The sequence below is a fragment of the Pararhodobacter marinus genome (assembly GCF_003122215.1).
Taxonomy (GTDB): Bacteria; Pseudomonadota; Alphaproteobacteria; order Rhodobacterales; family Rhodobacteraceae; genus Pararhodobacter; species Pararhodobacter marinus.
Genome location: NZ_QEYD01000002.1, coordinates 332074 through 350860, shown reverse-complemented (window position 1 = coordinate 350860; position 18787 = coordinate 332074). Strand labels below are relative to the sequence as shown.

The window sequence follows — 18787 nt, the reverse complement described above, 5'->3', positions numbered from 1 at the left end:
CGCGTTCTTCGCTCATGCTGACAACCATCGTGGTGCTCCTTATCGTCGCCGTGGCCCTGCTCATCGGGGCGGGATGGGGGCTGTGGGCACCGCTCCCCAAACGGCTCGAGGGCTTCCTGATCGCGCTGGCCGGCGGGGCGCTGATCGTGTCGATCATGTCCGAACTGGTGGACCGCGCGGCGCCGCATATCCCGTGGCTGGTGCTGGCGGCATCGCTGATGGCGGGGGCCGGGGCCTTCGTGCTGCTCGACCGTTTCGTCAAGCGAAAGCTGGGCGCGGAATCGGGCGGCGGGCTTCTGGTCTCGGTGACGCTGGACGGCGTGCCTGAAAATCTCGCGCTCGGCGTCGCGCTGATCGGCGCCTCGGGGCTTGAAGTGGCGGCGCTGGCGGGCTCGATCTTTCTGTCGAACCTGCCCGAAGCGGCAGGCGGCGCCAAGGGGATGCGCGATGACGGCTATTCGAAAGCGAAGGTTTTCGGCATCTGGGCGGGAACGGCGGTCCTGCTTTCCGTGGCGGCGCTGATCGGGAACCTCGCGCTGTCGGATGTGGGCGAATCCGTGCTGGCGGTGATCCGGGTGTTCGCGGCGGGCGTGGTGGCCGCCTCGCTCGCCATCGAGGTCTTTCCCAAAGCCTATGACGAAGACCGCTACGCCACCGGCTTCGCCATCGCGCTGGGTCTCGTCGCGGCGCAGGGTCTGGGGCAACTGGCCGGCTGAGACTGCGACCAAAGCGCGGCAGTGGCACCTAGTGACAAGCGCCGACCCCGCGCCTATAAAACCCGCGAAAAATCGCCCTTACATTCGCGTCATTACGGGACAGACCTCATGACCATCCAAGTTTTCGGCCACAAATCCCCCGATACCGATTCGACCGGCTCGCCCATCGTCTGGGCGTGGTATCTGTCCGAAGTGAAGGGCACCCCGGCGAAACCCGTACTGCTGGGCGAACCGAATACCGAAGCCGCGTTCGTGCTGAAACACTGGGAACTGGACAAGCCCGAGATCATCTCGGACGTCGAGGCCGGTGCGCCGGTGGTCATCGTCGACACCAACAACCCCGCCGAGCTGCCCGACGCCATCAATACCGCCGATATCCGCGCGATCATCGACCATCACAAGCTGGTCGGCGGGCTGGAAACCAAGGGGCCGATCGACATCACCGTGCGCCCGCTGGCCTGCACGGCCACCATCCTCTACGACCTGATGGGCGAGGCCGTCGCGCAGGCGCCGCGCGGGATCAAGGGCGCGATGCTGTCATGCATCCTGTCCGACACGCTGGAATTCCGCAGCCCCACCACCACCGACCACGACCGCAACGTCGCGCAGGCGCTGGCGACCGATCTGGACGTGGACATGAACGCGCTGGCCACCCGGATGTTCGAAGCGAAATCCGATGTCTCGGCCTTCTCGGATGCCGAATTGCTGCGCATGGATTCCAAGGAATACACCGTCGCGGGCAAGGAATTGCGGGTCTCGGTGCTGGAAACCACCGCGCCCAAGGTCGTGCTGGACCGCAAAGACAGCCTGATGGCCTCGATGGTCGACGTGGCCAAGGAAGACGGCGCCGATCAGGTTCTGCTGTTCGTGATCGACATCCTCAAGGAAGAAGCCACGCTGCTGATCCCCAACGATCTGGTCAAGGACATGGCCGAGAAGAGCTTCGGCGCCAGCGTCACGGGCGACACCGTGGTCCTGCCGGGCATCATGAGCCGCAAGAAGCAGATCATTCCGTCGCTGACGCTCTGATCGGGCCCGGCCCGGACAGGCAAAAGGCGCACCCGCCGGGTGCGCCTTTTTTCATGGGTCCAATGCCGGTGCGCTCAGAAAAGGTCGCGTTCTTCGAGCACCTTGGCGATCTCGGCGCGAACGAGCTTGCGGACCTGCTGGGTGATCCGCTCGCCCAGTTGCCCGCGCAATTCCTCGCGCACGATCTGCGCCACGAACTGCCGCAGCTCTTCTTCGTCCAGGATCGTATCGGCCAGACCATCTTCGTCGATCTCGTCCCCGGGGCCAGCAGGCGCGGCGTCCTCGGGTGCCGGGGCGGCCTCAACCTTTGCCTCGACTTCTGGGGTCGCGTCGGGCGCGAGGGCCGCGGGCTCGACCTCGGCCGCGTTTTCGGTCGCGAGGTACCCGTCGGCGGGGGCCGGCTGGTCAGCGTCAGGCTGGGAAGAATCCGGCCCGGCAGGATCCGGCTGGGCGGCGTTCGCGGCGCTGACCGGCTGATGGGAAAAACTCATCTTGCCGTAAAGCTCGGTCACGTTCGACGGTTTCGACGGAGCCGGCCCGTGGACCGGCTTTGCCTCGGCGCCCTCGCCCTCGACGCCCGACACCGCGGCTTCCAGTTCGGCGATGGTGGCTTCGAGCTTGCTGAAATCGGGCGCGGGGATCGTCACGTCGTCGCCCTTGGCGGCGCGTTCGACCAGAGCGGCGGCCTCTTCATGCTCGCCGCCAAGCGCCCTGACCTGCTCGCTCACCCGGTGGGCTTCGGTCAGGATCAGGCGCCCGTTCTCGGCTCCCCGGTCACCTTCCTGGGCCACAAGCCTGCGAATCGATGTGAGAACGTCCTCGATCTCGCGATTGGACATCGGATCGGACATGCCGTTTTTTCCCCTGCTCGTTATCGGCAAAGGATACTCTGACCGGGGCGCTGAAACAACCGCCGATGACGCTCAGTCGGCATAACGGCTCATGATCCGGTCCAGGCGCGAGCCCTGAACCGACGGGGTCGTGCCCGACGGGCCGTGCTGCAGCGCGCTGGAATAGGCTTCGATGTCGTAGGTCGGGATTCCCAGACCCAGCGACTCGACCGTCAGCTGCCCCATCGCTTCCAGCAGCGAATACGCCGCCAGCTGCACATTCGCCGCCGCCAGGATGCGCGACGAGCGGGCGTCCAGAAGCTCTTGCTCGGCATCGAGAACATCGAGCGTCGTACGCGAGCCCAGCTCGGCCTCGGCGCGGACGGCATCATAGGCCGATTGCGCCGCCGAGATCTGCAGGTCCCCCGCCGCCAGCGTGGCGCGCGCGATCTGCAGCCGGGCCCAGCTGGCCGCGACCGATTGCTGAACGATCGCCACGGTCTGATGCAGGTTCGCGCGCTCGGCCTGACCGCGCGCGACGCTCTGCCGCTCGACCGAGCGCAGGCGCCCGGCATCGTAGAGCGGCACGGAATAGGTCATCGACGCGGTGACATCCGCGCTGCGCGCGCTGGGAAGCGGATCGACGCGCCGGATCCCGGCATCGGCCGAAACCGACCCGCTCACCGTGCCGTAACGCTGGCGCCGCGCGATATCGGTGGTCAGATCCGCCACCGCCACCAGGTGCTGCACCTGCGTGATCGCCGGGTGATTGCGCCGTGCGATCGACTGCGCGGCCTCCAGCGAGGCGGGCAGTTGCGGCAGGTTGGGCGGGGAATCGAGACTGTCGGGATACATGCCGATGGCAAGGTTGAGCTCTTCGCGCGAGATCGCGACATCGCCCTGCGCGGCGGCCAGCGCCGAACGCGACGCGGCAAGCCGCGCTTCGGCCAGCGCAACATCGGTGCGGGTGGAATCGCCCAGCTCGAACCGCTCGCGCGCGGCGCGAAGCTGCTGCGAGATCACCGTCACGTTGTTGCGCTGAAGCTGCAGCGTCTGCAGGTCGGAATAGAGCTGCATATAGGCCGAGACGGCGGTCAGAAGCACGCTCTGCTCCACCACGACCAGCGCCGCGCGGGTGGCCATCACGCCCTCGCGCGCGGCTTGCACGGCCAGTTCGCCGCGCCCGAAATCGATCAGCGGGATCGTCGCGGACAAGCTGAGCGTCACCGCCGCATGGGGGCTGTTGTCGGAATTGGTCAGCGCGGTGGCGGCGAAATTCAGCACCGGGTACAGCTGCGCGATGCTTTGCTGCACGTCTTCGTCCGCGGCGCGCAGAAGCGCGCGGTTCTGATCCAGAAGATGCGAATTGCGATAGGCCGACACCAGAACGTCGGCCAGCGAATCGGCATCGGCGGGCACGGCAAGGGAACTTGCGATGGCGAGGGCGCTCACGGCGGCAGCCAGACGTTTAGCGATGCGCATCAAAGTCTCCAGTGTCACGGCCGAAGCCAGGCAGGCGCGGGCCCGGCAGGCCCCGCGCGGTCGCGTTCATCCGCTCTCAGAGCGCGAAGGCGCGCGTGGTGGCGAAGCCATCCAGCACCGGGGCCGAGGCGTTGAAGATATCGCGCCAGCGGATCGTCCCGGCATGTTTGACGCCCAGCTTCACCGTCCCCAGTTCGCCCGACATGAACAGCGCGACGACGCGGCCGTCTTCCTTCAGCTGCTCGGCCAGCGGCTCGGGGAAGGTTTCGACCCCGCCCTGGACGATGATCGCGTCATAGGGCCCGTGACCCGCCGCGCCCGAGGCGATCTCGCCCACTTCCAGCGCGACATTGTTGGCCCCCACAGCGTCCAGCGCGTTGCCCGCATCCTCGGCCAGCGAGGCATCGGATTCGACCGCGACGACGGCCTGAACCATATGCGCGATGACGGCGGTCGAATAGCCGGTGCCGGGCGCGAGGTCGAGCACGAGGTCGGTGGATTTCAGATCTAGCGCATCGAGCATTTTCGACAGCGTGCGCGGGTCGAGCAGCACGCGCCCGTTCCCGAGATCGATATTCTCGCCGATATAGGCCGCCTCGGCCAGCGCGGCAGGAACGAAACGTTCGCGCGGAACGGTGAGCATCGCCTGGATGATGGGCAGTTTGGTCACGTCCGAAGGGCGCACCTGTGTATCGACCATCGTCGTCCTGCGGGCGGCGAAATCGGGCATGGATCTGGCTCCGTCTGGATCTGTCAGACCCTCTTGCCACAGCGGCAGAGAGCTTGGCAATGCTGCCCCCGGTCGCAGGGTCCCGCGACCGGGGGCTGTGGCTTCGTCGCACGGCTCCGCCAGAGGCGCAAGGCGAAAGTTCAGCCGACACTGAACAAACGCGCTGCCGCCCTGCCCCGACCCCGCGCCTGCCCGGTTTCGCGCCGTTCCGGGCGCCGGCGCTCAGCTTTCTGCCGGAACCGTCATGCCCCGCTTCACGCCGGGCCGGTCGAGAAAGCGGTCCAGCCAGCCGGGCACGTGGCGCAGCGCGTCCCAACCGACGATATCGGCGGCGCCATAAAAGTCCCTTAACGTCCGCACCCAGGGCGCGGTCGCGATATCGGCGATGGAATAGTCGTCCATGATCCAGTCGCGCCCGTCGAGCCGGTCGTCCAGCACCTTAAGCAGCCGCTCCGATTCGGCGCGATAGCGCTCATGCGGGCGCGTGTCCTCGATCTCTTTCCCGGCGAATTTGTGGAAGAACCCAAGCTGGCCGAACATCGGCCCGATGCCGCCCATCTGCCACATCACCCACTGGATCGTGTGCCAGCGCTCGGCGGGATCCTGCGACAGGAATTGCCCGCTCTTCTCGGCCAAATAAAGCAGGATCGCGCCGCTTTCGAACAGGGCCAGCGGTTGGCCGCCCGGCCCGTCCGGATCGAGGATCGCGGGGATCTTGTTGTTGGGATTGAGTGCCAGGAATTCCGGCGTGGTCTGGTCATTGTCGCCGAAAGACAGTCGGTGCCCTTCATAGGCCAGCCCGCATTCTTCAAGCATGATGCCGACCTTCATGCCGTTCGGGGTGGGCAGCGAATAAAGCTGAAGGACGCCGGGATCGGCGGGCGGCCAGCGCCGCGTGACGGGGTGGTCGGTGAGTGTGGCCAAGAGACTAATCCTTTCGCGGGTGAAAAATTACGCTTTGACTTGTCCCCAACCGGACGCATCATCCCTGTCGTACCGAGGTAAGCGCCCCGGTGAGACGGATCAACCGTCACGGCACAAGAGGAACGCATGGGAAATGCGGACGAAAGGGATCGAGAGTGATCAAGGAATTTCGCGACTTCATCGCCCGCGGCAATGTCATGGACATGGCCGTGGGTATCATCATCGGTGCGGCCTTTACCGCGATCGTCAGTTCGCTGGTGGCCGACATCATCAACCCGGTGATCGGCCTGTTCACCGGCGGCATTGATTTCACCGACAAGTATCTGGTCCTGTCGGGCGAGGTCGCGGCAGGCACCGGGCTGGACGCGGCGCGCGAATCCGGCGCGGCGATCTTTGCCTGGGGCAAGTTCGTGATGGCGGTGATCAACTTCCTGATCGTGGCCTGGGTGGTCTTCGTTCTGGTGAAGATGGTCAACCGGGTGAAGGACGCGGCGGTGCGCAAGGATGCCGAGCCCGTGACCTCGACCGAGCCGGCTGCGCCCCCGCCGCCGTCGGCCGAAGCGCTGCTGACCGAGATCCGCGACCTGCTGAAAGAGCGGACGGCGTAACCGCCCGTCCCGGCCGCACCGGCGCCCTCAGCGGGTGTCGGTGCGGAACACCTCGTCCCCATGGCGCCACGCGTCCCAAAGCGCGGCTATCGTGTCGCTGCGGCTTTGCACTCTCAGCGCCAGGCTGTCCGCGCCGATCAGCGCCGCCACCCGCCACGCATCATGCGCCGCGCGCCTGGCCTCTTCGCCCGCGCCCAGCACCTCTTCAAGCGCCCCGGCGGCCAGCGTGAAGGGCAAGGCCAGCGACAGGGCGGGCATGTCCGGGCTTTCGACGGCAAGACGCCCGGCCAGCCCGAAGGCGACCGAGCGCGCGCTTTCCCCCTCGACCAGAAGCCGCGACACCACGGTTTCCGTCAGGGCGTCGATGGCCATTGCATCCCACACCGGACGTCGTCCTCATCCTGCGGTCGCGGTGCAAGCCAGGCGACCGGGACAGACGGTAGCGCATCCGGTCAGTTGTCGGAACAACTTCGGATCGTTCCCATGTGAAATATCCGTCAGATCGGCGCGCGCCCGCCTCTCTCGAGGCGGGTCCGCGCGTTTCGTGGGCTCAGATCGACGTGCTGGTCGTGCCCGGCTCGGGCGGCGGCACTTCGCGGACGCCCCGCGCGGGGCCATCCGCCGCATAGCCTGCCCAGCCCACGGAATCGGGCGCCTCGGGCAGGGTGTCGGGGGTTTCGCGCAGATGCAGGTGAACCTTGGCGATGAACAGCGCACTGATCGGGGCGGTCAGCAGCAGGAACAGCGTGATCAGCAGCTCATGCATCGACACCCGGCCCTCGGTGGCAAAGACATAGACCATCGAGGCGATCAGCACCCCGCCCACGCCCAGCGTGGTCGCCTTGGTCGGCGCGTGCAGGCGGGTGATCGGATCGGGCAGCTTGACCAGCCCGATCGATCCGACCAGCGCGAAAAGGCCGGCGACGATCAGGAAGACGGTGACGGTAATCTCACCCCAGAGCGGAAGGTCGTGCGTCATGGCGTTCTCCTCACTCGATGATGTCGCCGCGCAGCAGGAAGCGGCAATAGCTGACGGTGGACACGAAGCCCACAAGGGCAAAGAGCATCGCCACCTCGAAGAAGATCGGCGATCCCAGCGAGAAGTTCAGCAAGATGAGCAGCGCGATGCAGTTCACGGTCATCGTGTCCAGCGCCAGGATGCGGTCCGAGATCCGGGGCCCGACGATGACGCGCCACAGGTTCAGCAAAAGCCCCAGCGAGAAACAGGCGATGGCAAAGATCAGGGCATAGGTGATCATGCGAAGATCTCCTTGAGACGGCGCTCGTAGCGCTGTTTGATCGTGTCGCGCACGACGTCGGGATCGGGCGCGTGAAGGGCATGGATCAGGACCGCGTGACCATTGGCCGCCAGGTCGCACGATACCGTCCCCGGCGTCAGCGTGATGGTGCCGGCAAGCATGGTGATGGCCTCGGGCGAGCGGACGTCGAGCGGCACGGTGATCCAGGCGGGCCTGAGGTCGCGGTTAGGCTTGAACAGCACGATAAGCGCGACCTCGATATTGGCCTTCACGATGTCGTAGAGGACCACGAAGACATACTCGATCGCCCGGAACGGATGGCGCAGGCGCGGCATGTCGGGCCAGTAGGGCCGGGTGATCACCGGGATCACCAGCCCCAGGATCACCGCGAAGACCAGCGAGTTCACGGTGATCTGGTTGACCAGAAGCATCCAGGCGACAACCAGCGTAAGCGACAGCAGCGGATGCGGCAGGAAACGCGAGAGCATGTCAGTATCCTTCCTCGTGGCCGTTGGTTTCGCGGCGCACGGGCGCGCCGTGATCCGCGCCGTGCAGGTCATCGGCGAGCGCCTCTTCGGCGGCGGCGCGCGCGGCGCGTTCCTCGGGCGAGCCAAGCACCGCGTAGATATAGGTCTGGGTGTCGAACAGCTGCGCCGAGGTCGCCTGAACATAGCGCGTCACCGGCCCGGCCGCGACGGTCAGCAGCACGATCAGCGCCAGAAGCGCGCCCATGACGGCGGTGCCCAGGGGCGCGGTGGTCCCCGGAACCACGGTGAAATCGTCATCCTGCGGCGAGGCATTGTCGAAGGGTCGCCAGAACAGCACCGAGCCCGCGCGCGACAGCCCCACCACCGCGATAAGCGAGGTGCACAGGATGAAGGCCCAGCCCCAGACCCACCAATCCTCGACCCGGATCGCCTGCATGATCATCAGCTTGCCCAGAAAGCCCGACAGCGGCGGCATCCCGGCGATGGCGATGGCCGAGACGAAGAACAAGGCAGAAACCAAGCCCGCGCCCTCCATCGGGGATTGCGGCAGCAGGGTGGAATTGCCCCGCCGCGCGCGGACCTGGTCGACCACCAGGAACAGCGCGGCCGAGGCCAGCGTGGAATGGAGCAGGTAATAGAGACCCGCGGCAATTGAGGTTTCGGTAAAGGTGCCGATGGCCAGAAACAGCGTCCCCATCGAGCCGATCACCCCGAACGACACCGTCCGCGCCAGCGTGCCGCCGCCCAGGACGCCGATCATGCCCACCGCCAGCGTGACCATCGCGGCCGGCACCATGACATCCGCGACAAGCCCGCCGACCGCCCCCAGCGTGGTGGGGAAGATCAGCGTGAAGACGCGGATCACCGAATAGGCGCCCACCTTGGTCATCACCGCGAACAGCGCGGCCACCGGCGCCGGGGCCAGCGCATAGGTGTTGGGCAGCCAGAAATGCATCGGCAAAAGCGCGCCCTTCAGGACGAAGACCATCAGCAGAAGCACCGCCGTCACCCGCACCAGCGCCTCGTCGCTTGCCGGCAATTGCGGCGCGCGCTCGGCCAGATCGGCCATGTTGAGCGTGCCGAAGACGGCGTAAAGCGTCCCCAGCGCGAACAGGAACAGGGTCGAGCCGGCAAGGTTGTAGATGACGTATTGCACGCCACCGCGCATCCGCATCCGCCCGCCGCCATGCGTCATCAGCCCGTAGGACGCGATGAGCAGGATCTCGAAGAACACGAACAGGTTGAAGATGTCGCCGGTCAGCATGGCGCCGAACAGGCCCATGATCTGGAACTGGAACAGCGCATGGAAATTGCGCCCGCGCTGGTCCCAGTTGGTGGCGATCGCATAGCACAGAACGACCAACCCCAGCACGGCGGTCAGCAGCACCATCATCGCGCTCAGCCGGTCAAGCACCAGCACGATGCCGAAGGGCGCGGGCCACGAGCCCAGCTCGTAGCTGAACACCTCGCCCGTTCCGGCGCCGACCAGAAGCGCAATCGCCACGGCCAGCGACAGTACCGACGAGACAAGCGACCCCACGCGCTGCAGCAGCGTGTCGTGGCGCATGGTCAGGATGATCATCGCACCGAACAGCGCGGGGATGATCACGGGGGCAACAATCCAGTGAACCATGGCTGGCGCTTAACCCCCGGTTTCCGGCTGCTCGCCGGGCTTCTCGATATCGATTTCGTCGGTGCCCGCGTTCAGATAGGCGCTGAGCGCCAGCATCACGACCAGCGCCGTCATCCCGAACGAGATCACGATCGCGGTCAGCACCAGCGCCTGCGGCAAGGGATCGCTCAGCGTGTCGAGCGAGCCCAGGATCGGCGGGGCGCCGGTCACCAGCCTTCCCGAGGCGAACAGGAACACGTTGACGGCATAGGTCAGCATCGACAGACCCAGCACGACGGTAAAGGTGCGCAGACGCAGCATCAGGTAGATCCCCGATGCGGTCATGGCGCCGATGGAGATCGCGACAAGCACTTCCATCTCAGTTCTCCTTCTGCCTGTCGGCGCGCATCTCGGTGCGCGAATGGTCGGCGCTCGGATCGACATCCATCGGGGTCAGGTTGACCCCCTCGCCCGCCCGCAGGCCGATCCGGCTGAGGCTGGCCAGCGCCAGCATCACCGCGCCGACCACGGTCAGGAACACGCCCAGGTCGAACGACACGGCCGAGGCCAGGTGAATCCGCTCGAGCCCCGGGATATACAGGTATTCATTGGTCGAGGTCAGGAAGTTCCAGCCCAGCACGACGCTGGCCAGCCCCGACAGCACAGCGATCAGCACGCCGGCCGAGATCATCCCGTGATAGGCCACCCTCTGCCGTTCGGTGCTGAAGGCGAAACCCGACGCCATGTACTGCATCAACAGCGCGATCGCCACGACCAGCCCCGAGATGAAGCCGCCGCCCGGCTCGTTATGCCCGCGCAGGAAGATGTAGATCCCGACGATCAGCGCGATGGGCAGTGTCATGCGGGTGACGACGACCATCATCAGCGGGTGACGGTCGCGGCTTTGCGGCATGTCGGGCACCCAGTTGCGCAGCCGCCGCGAGGCCGGGCCCTGCAGGGCCGCCTCGACGATGGCGAAGATGACCAGCGCGGCGATGCCCAGCACGATGATCTCGCCCATCGTGTCGAAGCCCCGGAAATCCACCAGGATCACGTTGACCACGTTGTTGCCGCCGCCGCCGGTATAGGAATTGGCGACATGGTAATCCGAGATCGTCGGCAGGCTGGGGCTGCGGGTCAGCAGCGCATAGGCCAGACCGCCCACCGCGCCGCCGGTAACCAACGCGATCACCACGTCGCGCACCCGTCGCGGGAAGGTCGTGCCGACGGGGGTCTCCTTGGGCATGTAATTCAGCGCCAGAAGCAACAGGATGATCGTCGCCACCTCGACCGTCAGCTGCGTGAGCGCCAGGTCGGGCGCCGAGAAGCGCACGAAGGACATCGCCACGACCAGTCCGCAGATCGAAATGACGATCAGCGCCACGAACCGCATCCGGTGCATCAGCACGACACCCAGGCTGCAGGTGATGAGCACCGCGAAGAACACCATCTCGACCGGGCCGATCGGCAGCAGCTCACGCGTGCCCGGCACATGCGTGCCCGAGACGAAGGCCCAGACCGCATAGCCCAGAATGACCACTGTCAGGATCCCCAGATAGCGCGAGATCGCGCCGTCATGCAGCGCATCGGTCAGCTCGTTCGCGCCCTTGGCCGCGCGCGAGACCAGCGCGTCGAACATCGCCTTCGCCTCGGGGCGCGGGGCCTTGTCCCAGACCGGCGCCAGCCCCCGCTGGAAGGCCAGCACGACGATGCCGACGCCGACGGCGATGATCGACATGATCAGTGCGGGCGTGACCCCGTGCCAGATGGCCAGGTGTTCGTGGACGTAATTGCCGACCACCGCCGAGGCGACGACATCGACGAAGCCGCCCACGGTCTGCGCCGGGAACAGGCCGATGACCACGACCAGAACGCACAGGATGGCCGGCGACACCCACATGCCGAAGCCCGGATCATGCGGGCGGTGAGGATAATCGTCGCGCACCGGGCCCAGGAAGGTATGGACGATGAAACGGAACGAATAGGCGACCGAGAAGATCGCGCCGATCGTGGCGATAACGGCGAACCACAGGCCCGTTTCCTCGGCCGCCTGCAGCATCATCTCCTTGGACAGGAAGCCGTTGAACAGCGGGATCCCGGCCATCGACAGCGCTGCGATGGTGCCGATGGTGAAGGTGATCGGCATCAGCCGCCGCAAGCCGCCCAGAAGCCGGATGTTGCGGGTATGCGCCTCGTGATCGACGATCCCGGCGGTCATGAAGAGCGCCGCCTTGAAGGTCGCGTGATTGATGATGTGGAACACCGCCGCATAGGCCGCATACTCCGTCCCCAGCCCCAGAAGCAGGGTGATCAGGCCCAGATGCGATACGGTCGAAAAGGCCAGAAGCGCCTTGAGATCGTCCTTGAACAGCGCGATCACGGCGCCGAGAACCATCGTGATCAGCCCCGCCACCGACACGATCCAGAACCATTCCGGCGTCCCCGACAATGCCGGCCACATCCGCGCCATCAGGAACAGCCCCGCCTTCACCATCGTGGCCGAGTGCAGATAGGCCGATACCGGCGTCGGCGCGGCCATGGCGTGGGGCAGCCAGAAGTGGAACGGGAACTGCGCGGACTTGGTAAAAGCGCCCAGCAGGATCAGGATCAGCGCGGGCAGGTACAGCTCGCTCTCGCGGATCGCATCGCCATTCTGCAAGATGACGTGGATGTCGTAGCTGCCCGCGATCTGGCCCAGGATCAGCATCCCGCCGATCATCGCCAGCCCGCCCATCCCGGTCACCGTCAGCGCCATCCGCGCGCCCTGCCGCCCGTCGGGCAGGTGCTTCCAATAGCCGATCAACAGGAAGGACGAGAGCGAGGTAAGCTCCCAGAAAATCAGCAAAAGCAGGATGTTATCGGACAGAACGATGCCCACCATCGCGCCCTGGAACAACAGCAGATAGGTATAGAAATTCCCCATCGGGTCCGAGCCGGCGAGGTAGAAGCGCGCGTAGATGATGATCAGCAGCCCGATCCCGAGGATCATCAGCGCGAACAGGAACCCCAGACCGTCGAGCATGAAATTCACGTTCAGCCCGATCTGCGGAAGCCATTCGTAGCTTTCGAGGATCGTCTCGCCGCGCAGGAACACGGCGGGCGCGTTCATCAGAAGACCGATCAGCGCCAGCGCGGTCGCCGACAGGGTTATCGAGGCGCAGACATTGCGGCCCGCGCGGATCATCAGGCCAGGAAACAGAGCGCCAATGAAAGGCAGCGCCGCGATCAGGGCAAGGGACATGTCGGTTCCTTTGTCCGAGGGCGGCCCGCCGGGGGCCGATCACAAAAATGGCCGGAAAGCCCCGGCCTCATTCCTAAAAATTGTTTACTGAGCGTCGGTGTCAAGCGAAACCGGAGGCCGTGATCCGCGGCAGGGTGCGACAAAATAAAACGGGCGGCCAAAGCGGCCGCCCGTCTTGAAAGTCAAGGGGATACGGGGATCCGTATCGATCACACCAGCGCGAGGTTGGTGGCCGACTCGCGGCCGTCACGGCTGGTTTCCAGATCGTAGGTCACTTTCTGGCCGTCATTCAGACCGCGCAGGCCCGAACGCTCGACAGCGCTGATATGCACGAAGATGTCCTTCGAGCCGCTTTCCGGCTGGATGAAGCCGTAACCCTTGGTTTCGTTGAACCATTTCACGGTGCCATTGGCCATCGTGAGTACTCCTGTCAAAATGCTGCCCACAGTATGCGGCAACCCGGCTCGGTAACATCGTAATCGAGCAGAGGAGGCCGATAAGGGCCGACAGGTCGATGCAGATAACGTCGCAGGCCTACTTATGGCCGAAAATGCGTCGAAGTACAAGAGCAGCGTGGCGCAAGACGGCTCGTGCCTGTCCGGACGGCGGCTCTTTGCCGGGTGCCGGGCGGCGGTTTGGTGCGACGAGGGGACGCAGCAGGAGGGCGGCCCGGCCCCCCGTCAGGGCACCGATCCGGCGGGCGATGCGGCGTCTTGCCCTTCCCCTGCGCGGTCAACGCTTTGTCAACCATACCCGCGCTAGGCTGCGCTTGCCCTGCCCGCTCCGCTTCTTTGTCTATCCTGCCCACGCCCCGGTGAACGCGATGAAGAAATCTCGCCCCCGTCCCGCTGCGACCAAGGCAGCTGCCCTGGCGCTGGCCCTGCATCTCGCGGCGGCGCCCCCTGCCCTTGCCCGTCCGGAACTGTGCGAATCGGCCGCCGTCAGCGCGGCGCGCGAGGCGGGAGTACCCGCCGAGGTGATGCTGGCCATCACCCTGACCGAAACCGGCCGCGGCGGCGATGGCGGCCTGCGCCCCTGGCCCTGGACCGCCAATGCCGAAGGGCGCGGCCACTGGTTCGACACCCCCGACGAGGCGGCGCGATTCGCCCGCAGCCTGCTGGCGCGCGGACAGGATCTGTTCGATCTGGGCTGTTTCCAGATCAACTGGCACTGGCACGGCGCGCATTTCACCCGGCCCGAGGACCTGCTCGACCCGACAACCGCCGGGCGCTACGCCGCGCGCCTCATGGCCGAACTTTACGACGAATTCGGATCATGGGAGGGCGCGGCGGGAGCCTACCACTCGCGCACGCCCCGCTTTGCCGACCGCTACCGCGCCCGCTTCACGCGCATCCGCGCGGAACTGCGCGACCGCCCGACATTGAGCGCGCTGATCTCCGCGCCCCGCGCCGGCGCGCCCCGGGTCAATACCTACCCGCTTCTGGGCGGACGGGCCTCGGGCGCGTCGCTGGTCCCGGATACCGCAACGGGCCCCCGCCCCTTCATCGAGGTCCGCCCATGACCCGCCTGTTCCAGCCCACCGTCCTTCTGGCCATGGCGCTGATGGCGATCATCGTGATGATGATCCTGCCGATGCCCGCCTGGATGCTGGATATCGGCCTCGCCGCGTCCTTCGCGCTGGCGATCCTGATGTTCACCATCACGTTGTTCATCGAGCGACCGCTCGATTTCTCGATCTTCCCAACCGTGCTGCTGGCCTCTTTGATGCTGCGCCTGTCGCTCAATGTCAGCTCGACCCGGCTGATCATCGGCGAAGGGCATACCGGCCCGCAGGCCGCCGGCAGCGTGATCCAGGGTTTTGCCAGCTTCATCATGGGCGGCAGCGTGTTTCTGGGCGTGGTGGTGTTCTGCGTCCTGCTGATCGTCAATTTCATCGTCATCACCAAGGGCGCGGGACGGATGGCCGAAGTGGGCGCCCGCTTCGCGCTGGACGGGATGCCGGGCAAGCAGATGGCGATCGACGCGGATATGTCGGCGGGCGCCATCACCCATGTCGAGGCCCGCGCCCGGCGGGAACGGGAACAGGCCGAGACCACGTTCTTCGGCTCGCTCGACGGGGCGTCGAAATTCGTCAAGGGCGACGCCATCGCGGGCCTGTTGATCACCGTGCTCAACATCGTCGTCGGCCTGCTGATGGGCACGCTCGTGCATGACCTGTCGCTGGGCGAAGCGTTCGAAACCTACGCGATCCTCACCGTGGGCGACGGGCTGGTCAGCCAGATCCCCGCCGTCGTCATCTCGATCGCGGCGGCGCTTCTTCTGGCGCGCGGCGGGGCCAGCGGCGCCACCGATACCGCGCTGATGGCGCAGTTGGGCCGATACCCCTCGGCGCTGCTGACGGTGGCGATGCTGATGCTGCTTTTCGCGCTGGTGCCGGGCCTGCCCTTCACGCCCTTCGTCATCGGCGGCACGCTTCTGGGGGCCGCCGGCTGGGTCGCGCGCCGCGCCGCCCTTGCGCGCCAGAAGACCGAGGCAGCGCCGCCCCCGGCCGAGAAACCCACATCGCTGGGCGACGTGCTGGATCTCGACGAGATCCACGTCACCTTCGCGCCCGATCTCGTGCCGATGGTGCTGGACCCCGCGACCGGGCTCGACGCGCGGATCATGAACATGCGCAACCACGTGGCGCGCAGCTTCGGGCTGATCCTGCCCGAGGTCCGGCTGACCGACGATCCGGCGCTCAACCCGGGCGCATACGCGATCCTCATCCAGGGCGTCGAACAGGGCCGCGACCGCCTGCGCCCCGATCAGCGGCTGGCGCTGCTGCCCGACGGCGCGGCCGATACCGCGCCCCCCGGCACCGATGTGCGCGAGCCGGTCTATGCCGCCCCCGCCCGCTGGATCGACCGCGCCGACGAGGAAAGCGCGGCGCTGAGCGGGCTGACCGTGGTCTCGCCCGCCGAGGTGCTGGCGACGCATCTGCTCGAAGTGCTGAAATCGAACTTCGCGCGGCTTCTGACCCTGCGCGGGCTGCGCCGGATGCTCGACGAGATGACCAATCTCTCGGACCCCGCGCGGGCCGAGGCCAATCGCCGCCTGATCGATGAACTGATCCCCGACAAGGTGCCGGTGGACACGCTGCTGGCGGTGCTGCGGCTTCTGCTCGATGAACGGGTGTCGATCCGCAACCTGCCGCTGATCCTTGAAAGCATCGCCGAATTGCGGGTGCAGCATCTGACCCCGGAAGCGGTCTGCGAGCATGTGCGCCAGCGCATGGGGTTTCAGCTTGTCGCGGCGCTCAAACGCGCCGATGGCACGCTGCCGCTGGTCCAGCTGGCACCCGAATGGGAAGAGGTCTTTACCCGCTACCAGATCGACGGCGAGCGCGGCGCCTTCGACATCGCCCTGCCGCCCGAGGATTTCGGCAAGCTCGCCACCGCGCTGGCGCGCACCTTTGCCGATCTGGCCGACGAGGGGACGCAGGCCGCGCTGGTCTCGCCCGCGCGCCGCCGCCGCTTCCTGCGCACCGTGATGGCCGCGCGCGACGTCTCGGCCCCGGTTCTCGCCTTCGAGGAAATCGGGATGGAGGCGCGTCCCGCGCTTGTCGGGCAGATCGCCGCATGACCGATGCACTGAGCGCCGAGATGATCGCCGCGCTGACCGCGCTCGCCGCGCAGCTTCAGGCGTGGTTTGCAGGCGGCGCGCTGGTCTTCGCGCGGATCGGACCGGTCTTTGCCGTGGTGCCGGTTTTCGGCGAGCGTGTCGTGCCCGCGCGGATCCGGCTGGCGGCAGCGCTGGTGACGACCGTCGTCGTGGCCCCGGCAGTCGTGGAGGCGGTGCCTGTGCCCCCGCCCACGCCGCTGGGTTGGGTGATCTTCTCGGCGCAGGAAACGCTGATCGGCGTGATGCTGGGCATGGCGCTGCGGCTGATGATCCAGGCGCTGATGATGGCCGGCACCATGGCCGCGCAGGCGACCTCGCTGTCGCAGGCCTTTGGCGGTGCGGGCGTCGATCCGCAACCGGCGATCTCGCAGGTGCTGGTCATGGCCGGGCTCTGCGCGGCGGCGATGGCGGGACTGCCCGAGCGGCTGGTGCAGTATCTCGTCCTGTCCTACGAGCTGTTCACTCCCGGCCAGTGGCCCGATCCGGCATCGGTCGCGCAATGGGGCGTGGCGCGGGTCGCTCAGGCTTTCGCGCTGGCCTTCTCGCTGGCCGCGCCCTTCGTCATCGGCGCGGGGCTCTATAACCTTGCGCTTGGGGCGATCAACCGGGCGATGCCACAGCTGATGGTGGCTTTCGTGGGCGCCCCGGCGCTGACGCTGGGCGGGCTGTTCCTGCTCTTCATCACCGCACCCATCATGCTGAGCGTCTGGATCCCCGCTTTCCTGGCCACGCTGGGCAACCCGGTGGCGCCATGAGCGGCGAAGACGACGGCGCCGACAAGCCGCACGAGGCCACGCCGCGCAAGCTGGACGAGGCGCGGCGCAAGGGCGACCTGCCGCGCAGCGGAGACCTGACCGCCGCCGTGGCGATGGCGGGTTTCCTGTGTCTGGTGCTGCTGCCCGGCGGCTGGGTCCCGATGAAGCTGGGCGAGCTGGGGGTGTCGCTGCTGGATCATCCCGACAGCCTGGGGCCGCTGCTTCTGGGTGGCGGGACGGCGCTGGGGGGCACGATCCTGAACGCGGTGATCGCGGCGATGGCGCCGATCCTGATCGTGCCCGGCGCTCTGGTGATCGCCGCGCTGATCGCGCTGCGCGGCCTGGTCTTTGCGCCTGAGAAACTGCAGTTCAAGGCGCAGCGCATCTCGCCCATCGCGAATGCGAAGAACAAGTTCGGTCTTTCGGGTTTGGTCGAATTTGCGAAATCCTCGATCAAGCTGGCGATCTACTGCCTGCTGCTGTGGCTGTTCCTCTGGGCCCGGATGCCGGATCTGGTGATCACGATCGAGCAGAGCCCGGGTCAGGCCAGCGTCGCCCTGATGCGGATGCTGGCCGAGTTCATGGCGCTGGTCGTGCTGATCATGCTGGCGATCGGGGGGCTGGATTACCTGTGGCAGGTCTTCGATCACCGGCGCAAACAGAAGATGTCGCATCAGGAGCTGCGCGAGGATCACAAACAGGCCGAGGGCGATCCGCATCTGAAACAGGAGCGGCGCGCGCGCGCGGCCGGCTATGCCTCGAACCAGATGATCGCCGAAGTGCCGCGCGCCGCCGTGGTGATCGTCAACCCGACGCATTACGCCGTGGCGCTGGCCTGGGCGCCGGGATCGGCCGGGGCGCCGGTCTGCGTGGCCAAGGGCACCGACGATACCGCCGCGCGCATCCGTGAGGTGGCGCGCGAGGCGGGCGTGCCGATCCATTCCGACCCGCCCACCGCGCGGGCGATCTTTGCCACCGTGCCCCTGGGCGCCGAGATCGCGCCTGAGCTTTATCAGCCCGTCGCCGCCGCGATCCGCTTTGCCGACACGATGCGGGCCAAGGCCCGGGCACGGGGCACCCGCCGCGGGAAGAGACGCTGATGGACCGTCGGAAGCTCGAGACCCTGCAGCGGCTTGCGGCGCTGAGCGCGATGAAGCGCGATGCGGAACTGGCCAAGCTGGCCGCCGTCGCCCAAAGCCGCAACCGGCTGAAGACGGCGCTGTCGGCGCTGAAGACCACCGAGGCGCCGCTGACGGCCGAGGACGAGGGCGGCTCGGTCGACCCGGCGATGCTGGCCGCGCGGCTGGCGCACCGACGCTGGATCGAGACACGGCATAGCCGGCTCAACCAGCAGCTGGCCGCGACCACCGCCGACTGGTTGCGCCAGCGACCCGCCGCGAGCCGCGCCTTCGGGCGGGCCGAGGTGCTGGAAACCCTGCGCGACCGCGCGCAGGCCGCCTGTCGCGACGCGCGCGGGAAAGAGCGCTGA

20 protein-coding genes are annotated in these 18787 nt (G+C 66.8%); 8 read left to right on the top strand and 12 right to left on the bottom strand.

The annotated features are described in order from the left end of the window. The first annotated feature begins 14 nt into the window (after nucleotides 1-14). Nucleotides 15-716: a ZIP family metal transporter gene (locus tag C4N9_RS04260; protein WP_109532051.1), complete on the top strand. Its 702-nt coding sequence runs from the start codon at nucleotides 15-17 to the stop codon at nucleotides 714-716. A gap of 108 nt (nucleotides 717-824) precedes the next feature. After that, nucleotides 825-1745, top strand: coding sequence for a manganese-dependent inorganic pyrophosphatase (locus tag C4N9_RS04255; RefSeq protein ID WP_109532050.1), 921 nt, complete (start codon nucleotides 825-827; stop codon nucleotides 1743-1745). A 74-nt stretch (nucleotides 1746-1819) separates the two neighbouring features. Here C4N9_RS04255 and C4N9_RS04250 read toward each other — a convergent pair whose 3' ends face one another. From C4N9_RS04250 to C4N9_RS04235, 4 genes are all read right to left on the bottom strand, one after another. Further along, the gene (locus C4N9_RS04250) at nucleotides 1820-2596 is read right to left on the bottom strand and encodes a hypothetical protein (RefSeq protein WP_109532049.1); all 777 of its coding nucleotides are present in this window, start codon (nucleotides 2594-2596) and stop codon (nucleotides 1820-1822) included. A 72-nt stretch (nucleotides 2597-2668) separates the two neighbouring features. Then, entirely contained in the window at nucleotides 2669-4057 is a 1389-nt protein-coding gene (locus C4N9_RS04245) for a TolC family protein (RefSeq protein ID WP_109532048.1), read from the bottom strand. A 76-nt stretch (nucleotides 4058-4133) separates the two neighbouring features. After that, nucleotides 4134-4787 carry a protein-L-isoaspartate O-methyltransferase family protein gene (locus C4N9_RS04240; RefSeq protein WP_109532047.1) on the bottom strand — a complete coding sequence of 218 codons (654 nt, stop codon included), beginning with the start codon at nucleotides 4785-4787 and terminating at the stop codon, nucleotides 4134-4136. Between the two features lie 222 nt (nucleotides 4788-5009). Then, nucleotides 5010-5711: a glutathione S-transferase N-terminal domain-containing protein gene (locus C4N9_RS04235; protein ID WP_109532046.1), complete on the bottom strand. Its 702-nt coding sequence runs from the start codon at nucleotides 5709-5711 to the stop codon at nucleotides 5010-5012. Nucleotides 5712-5866: 155 nt separating this feature from the next. Between C4N9_RS04235 and mscL the strand changes: the two genes are divergently transcribed. Next, nucleotides 5867-6319 (top strand): large conductance mechanosensitive channel protein MscL, encoded by a 453-nt coding sequence (mscL, locus tag C4N9_RS04230; protein ID WP_109532045.1) that lies wholly within the window; start codon nucleotides 5867-5869, stop codon nucleotides 6317-6319. Between the two features lie 27 nt (nucleotides 6320-6346). Here mscL and C4N9_RS04225 read toward each other — a convergent pair whose 3' ends face one another. The 8 genes from C4N9_RS04225 to C4N9_RS04190 all read right to left on the bottom strand — a co-directional run bounded on the left by C4N9_RS04225 (nucleotide 6347) and on the right by C4N9_RS04190 (nucleotide 13335). Further along, the gene (locus tag C4N9_RS04225) at nucleotides 6347-6691 is read right to left on the bottom strand and encodes a hypothetical protein (protein WP_109532044.1); all 345 of its coding nucleotides are present in this window, start codon (nucleotides 6689-6691) and stop codon (nucleotides 6347-6349) included. A 178-nt stretch (nucleotides 6692-6869) separates the two neighbouring features. Then, nucleotides 6870-7298: a Na+/H+ antiporter subunit G gene (locus tag C4N9_RS04220; RefSeq protein WP_109532043.1), complete on the bottom strand. Its 429-nt coding sequence runs from the start codon at nucleotides 7296-7298 to the stop codon at nucleotides 6870-6872. 10 nt (nucleotides 7299-7308) lie between these two features. Further along, on the bottom strand, nucleotides 7309-7578 hold the full coding sequence (locus C4N9_RS04215) for a K+/H+ antiporter subunit F (protein WP_109532042.1): 270 nt from the start codon (nucleotides 7576-7578) through the stop codon (nucleotides 7309-7311). Next, a complete protein-coding gene (locus C4N9_RS04210; RefSeq protein WP_109532041.1) occupies nucleotides 7575-8066 on the bottom strand; it encodes a Na+/H+ antiporter subunit E in 492 nt (163 codons plus the stop codon). Before C4N9_RS04210 ends, C4N9_RS04215 begins: the two co-directional genes overlap by 4 nt. A 1-nt stretch (nucleotide 8067) precedes the next feature. Beyond that, on the bottom strand, nucleotides 8068-9699 hold the full coding sequence (locus tag C4N9_RS04205; RefSeq protein ID WP_109532040.1) for a monovalent cation/H+ antiporter subunit D: 1632 nt from the start codon (nucleotides 9697-9699) through the stop codon (nucleotides 8068-8070). Between the two features lie 9 nt (nucleotides 9700-9708). Further along, nucleotides 9709-10056: a Na+/H+ antiporter subunit C gene (locus C4N9_RS04200; RefSeq protein WP_109532039.1), complete on the bottom strand. Its 348-nt coding sequence runs from the start codon at nucleotides 10054-10056 to the stop codon at nucleotides 9709-9711. A 1-nt stretch (nucleotide 10057) separates the two neighbouring features. Then, the gene (locus C4N9_RS04195; protein WP_109532038.1) at nucleotides 10058-12919 is read right to left on the bottom strand and encodes a monovalent cation/H+ antiporter subunit A; all 2862 of its coding nucleotides are present in this window, start codon (nucleotides 12917-12919) and stop codon (nucleotides 10058-10060) included. Between the two features lie 209 nt (nucleotides 12920-13128). Beyond that, nucleotides 13129-13335: a cold-shock protein gene (locus tag C4N9_RS04190; RefSeq protein ID WP_109532037.1), complete on the bottom strand. Its 207-nt coding sequence runs from the start codon at nucleotides 13333-13335 to the stop codon at nucleotides 13129-13131. Nucleotides 13336-13742: 407 nt separating this feature from the next. On the opposite strand from C4N9_RS04190, the gene C4N9_RS04185 reads away from it, so the two are divergent. Genes C4N9_RS04185 through C4N9_RS04165 form a run of 5 tightly spaced genes read left to right on the top strand, consistent with a single transcriptional unit; the run spans nucleotide 13743 to nucleotide 18787 of the window. After that, nucleotides 13743-14441 (top strand): transglycosylase SLT domain-containing protein, encoded by a 699-nt coding sequence (locus C4N9_RS04185; RefSeq protein WP_109532203.1) that lies wholly within the window; start codon nucleotides 13743-13745, stop codon nucleotides 14439-14441. Next, nucleotides 14438-16504, top strand: coding sequence for a flagellar biosynthesis protein FlhA (flhA, locus tag C4N9_RS04180; RefSeq protein ID WP_109532036.1), 2067 nt, complete (start codon nucleotides 14438-14440; stop codon nucleotides 16502-16504). The genes C4N9_RS04185 and flhA overlap by 4 nt, the downstream gene beginning before the upstream one ends. Beyond that, the gene (locus C4N9_RS04175; protein WP_245902449.1) at nucleotides 16501-17298 is read left to right on the top strand and encodes a flagellar biosynthetic protein FliR; all 798 of its coding nucleotides are present in this window, start codon (nucleotides 16501-16503) and stop codon (nucleotides 17296-17298) included. Before flhA ends, C4N9_RS04175 begins: the two co-directional genes overlap by 4 nt. Further along, complete coding sequence (locus C4N9_RS04170; RefSeq protein ID WP_109532035.1) at nucleotides 17295-18398, top strand: EscU/YscU/HrcU family type III secretion system export apparatus switch protein; 1104 nt, start codon at nucleotides 17295-17297, stop codon at nucleotides 18396-18398. The genes C4N9_RS04175 and C4N9_RS04170 overlap by 4 nt, the downstream gene beginning before the upstream one ends. Then, the gene (locus tag C4N9_RS04165; RefSeq protein WP_109532034.1) at nucleotides 18398-18787 is read left to right on the top strand and encodes a hypothetical protein; all 390 of its coding nucleotides are present in this window, start codon (nucleotides 18398-18400) and stop codon (nucleotides 18785-18787) included. Before C4N9_RS04170 ends, C4N9_RS04165 begins: the two co-directional genes overlap by 1 nt.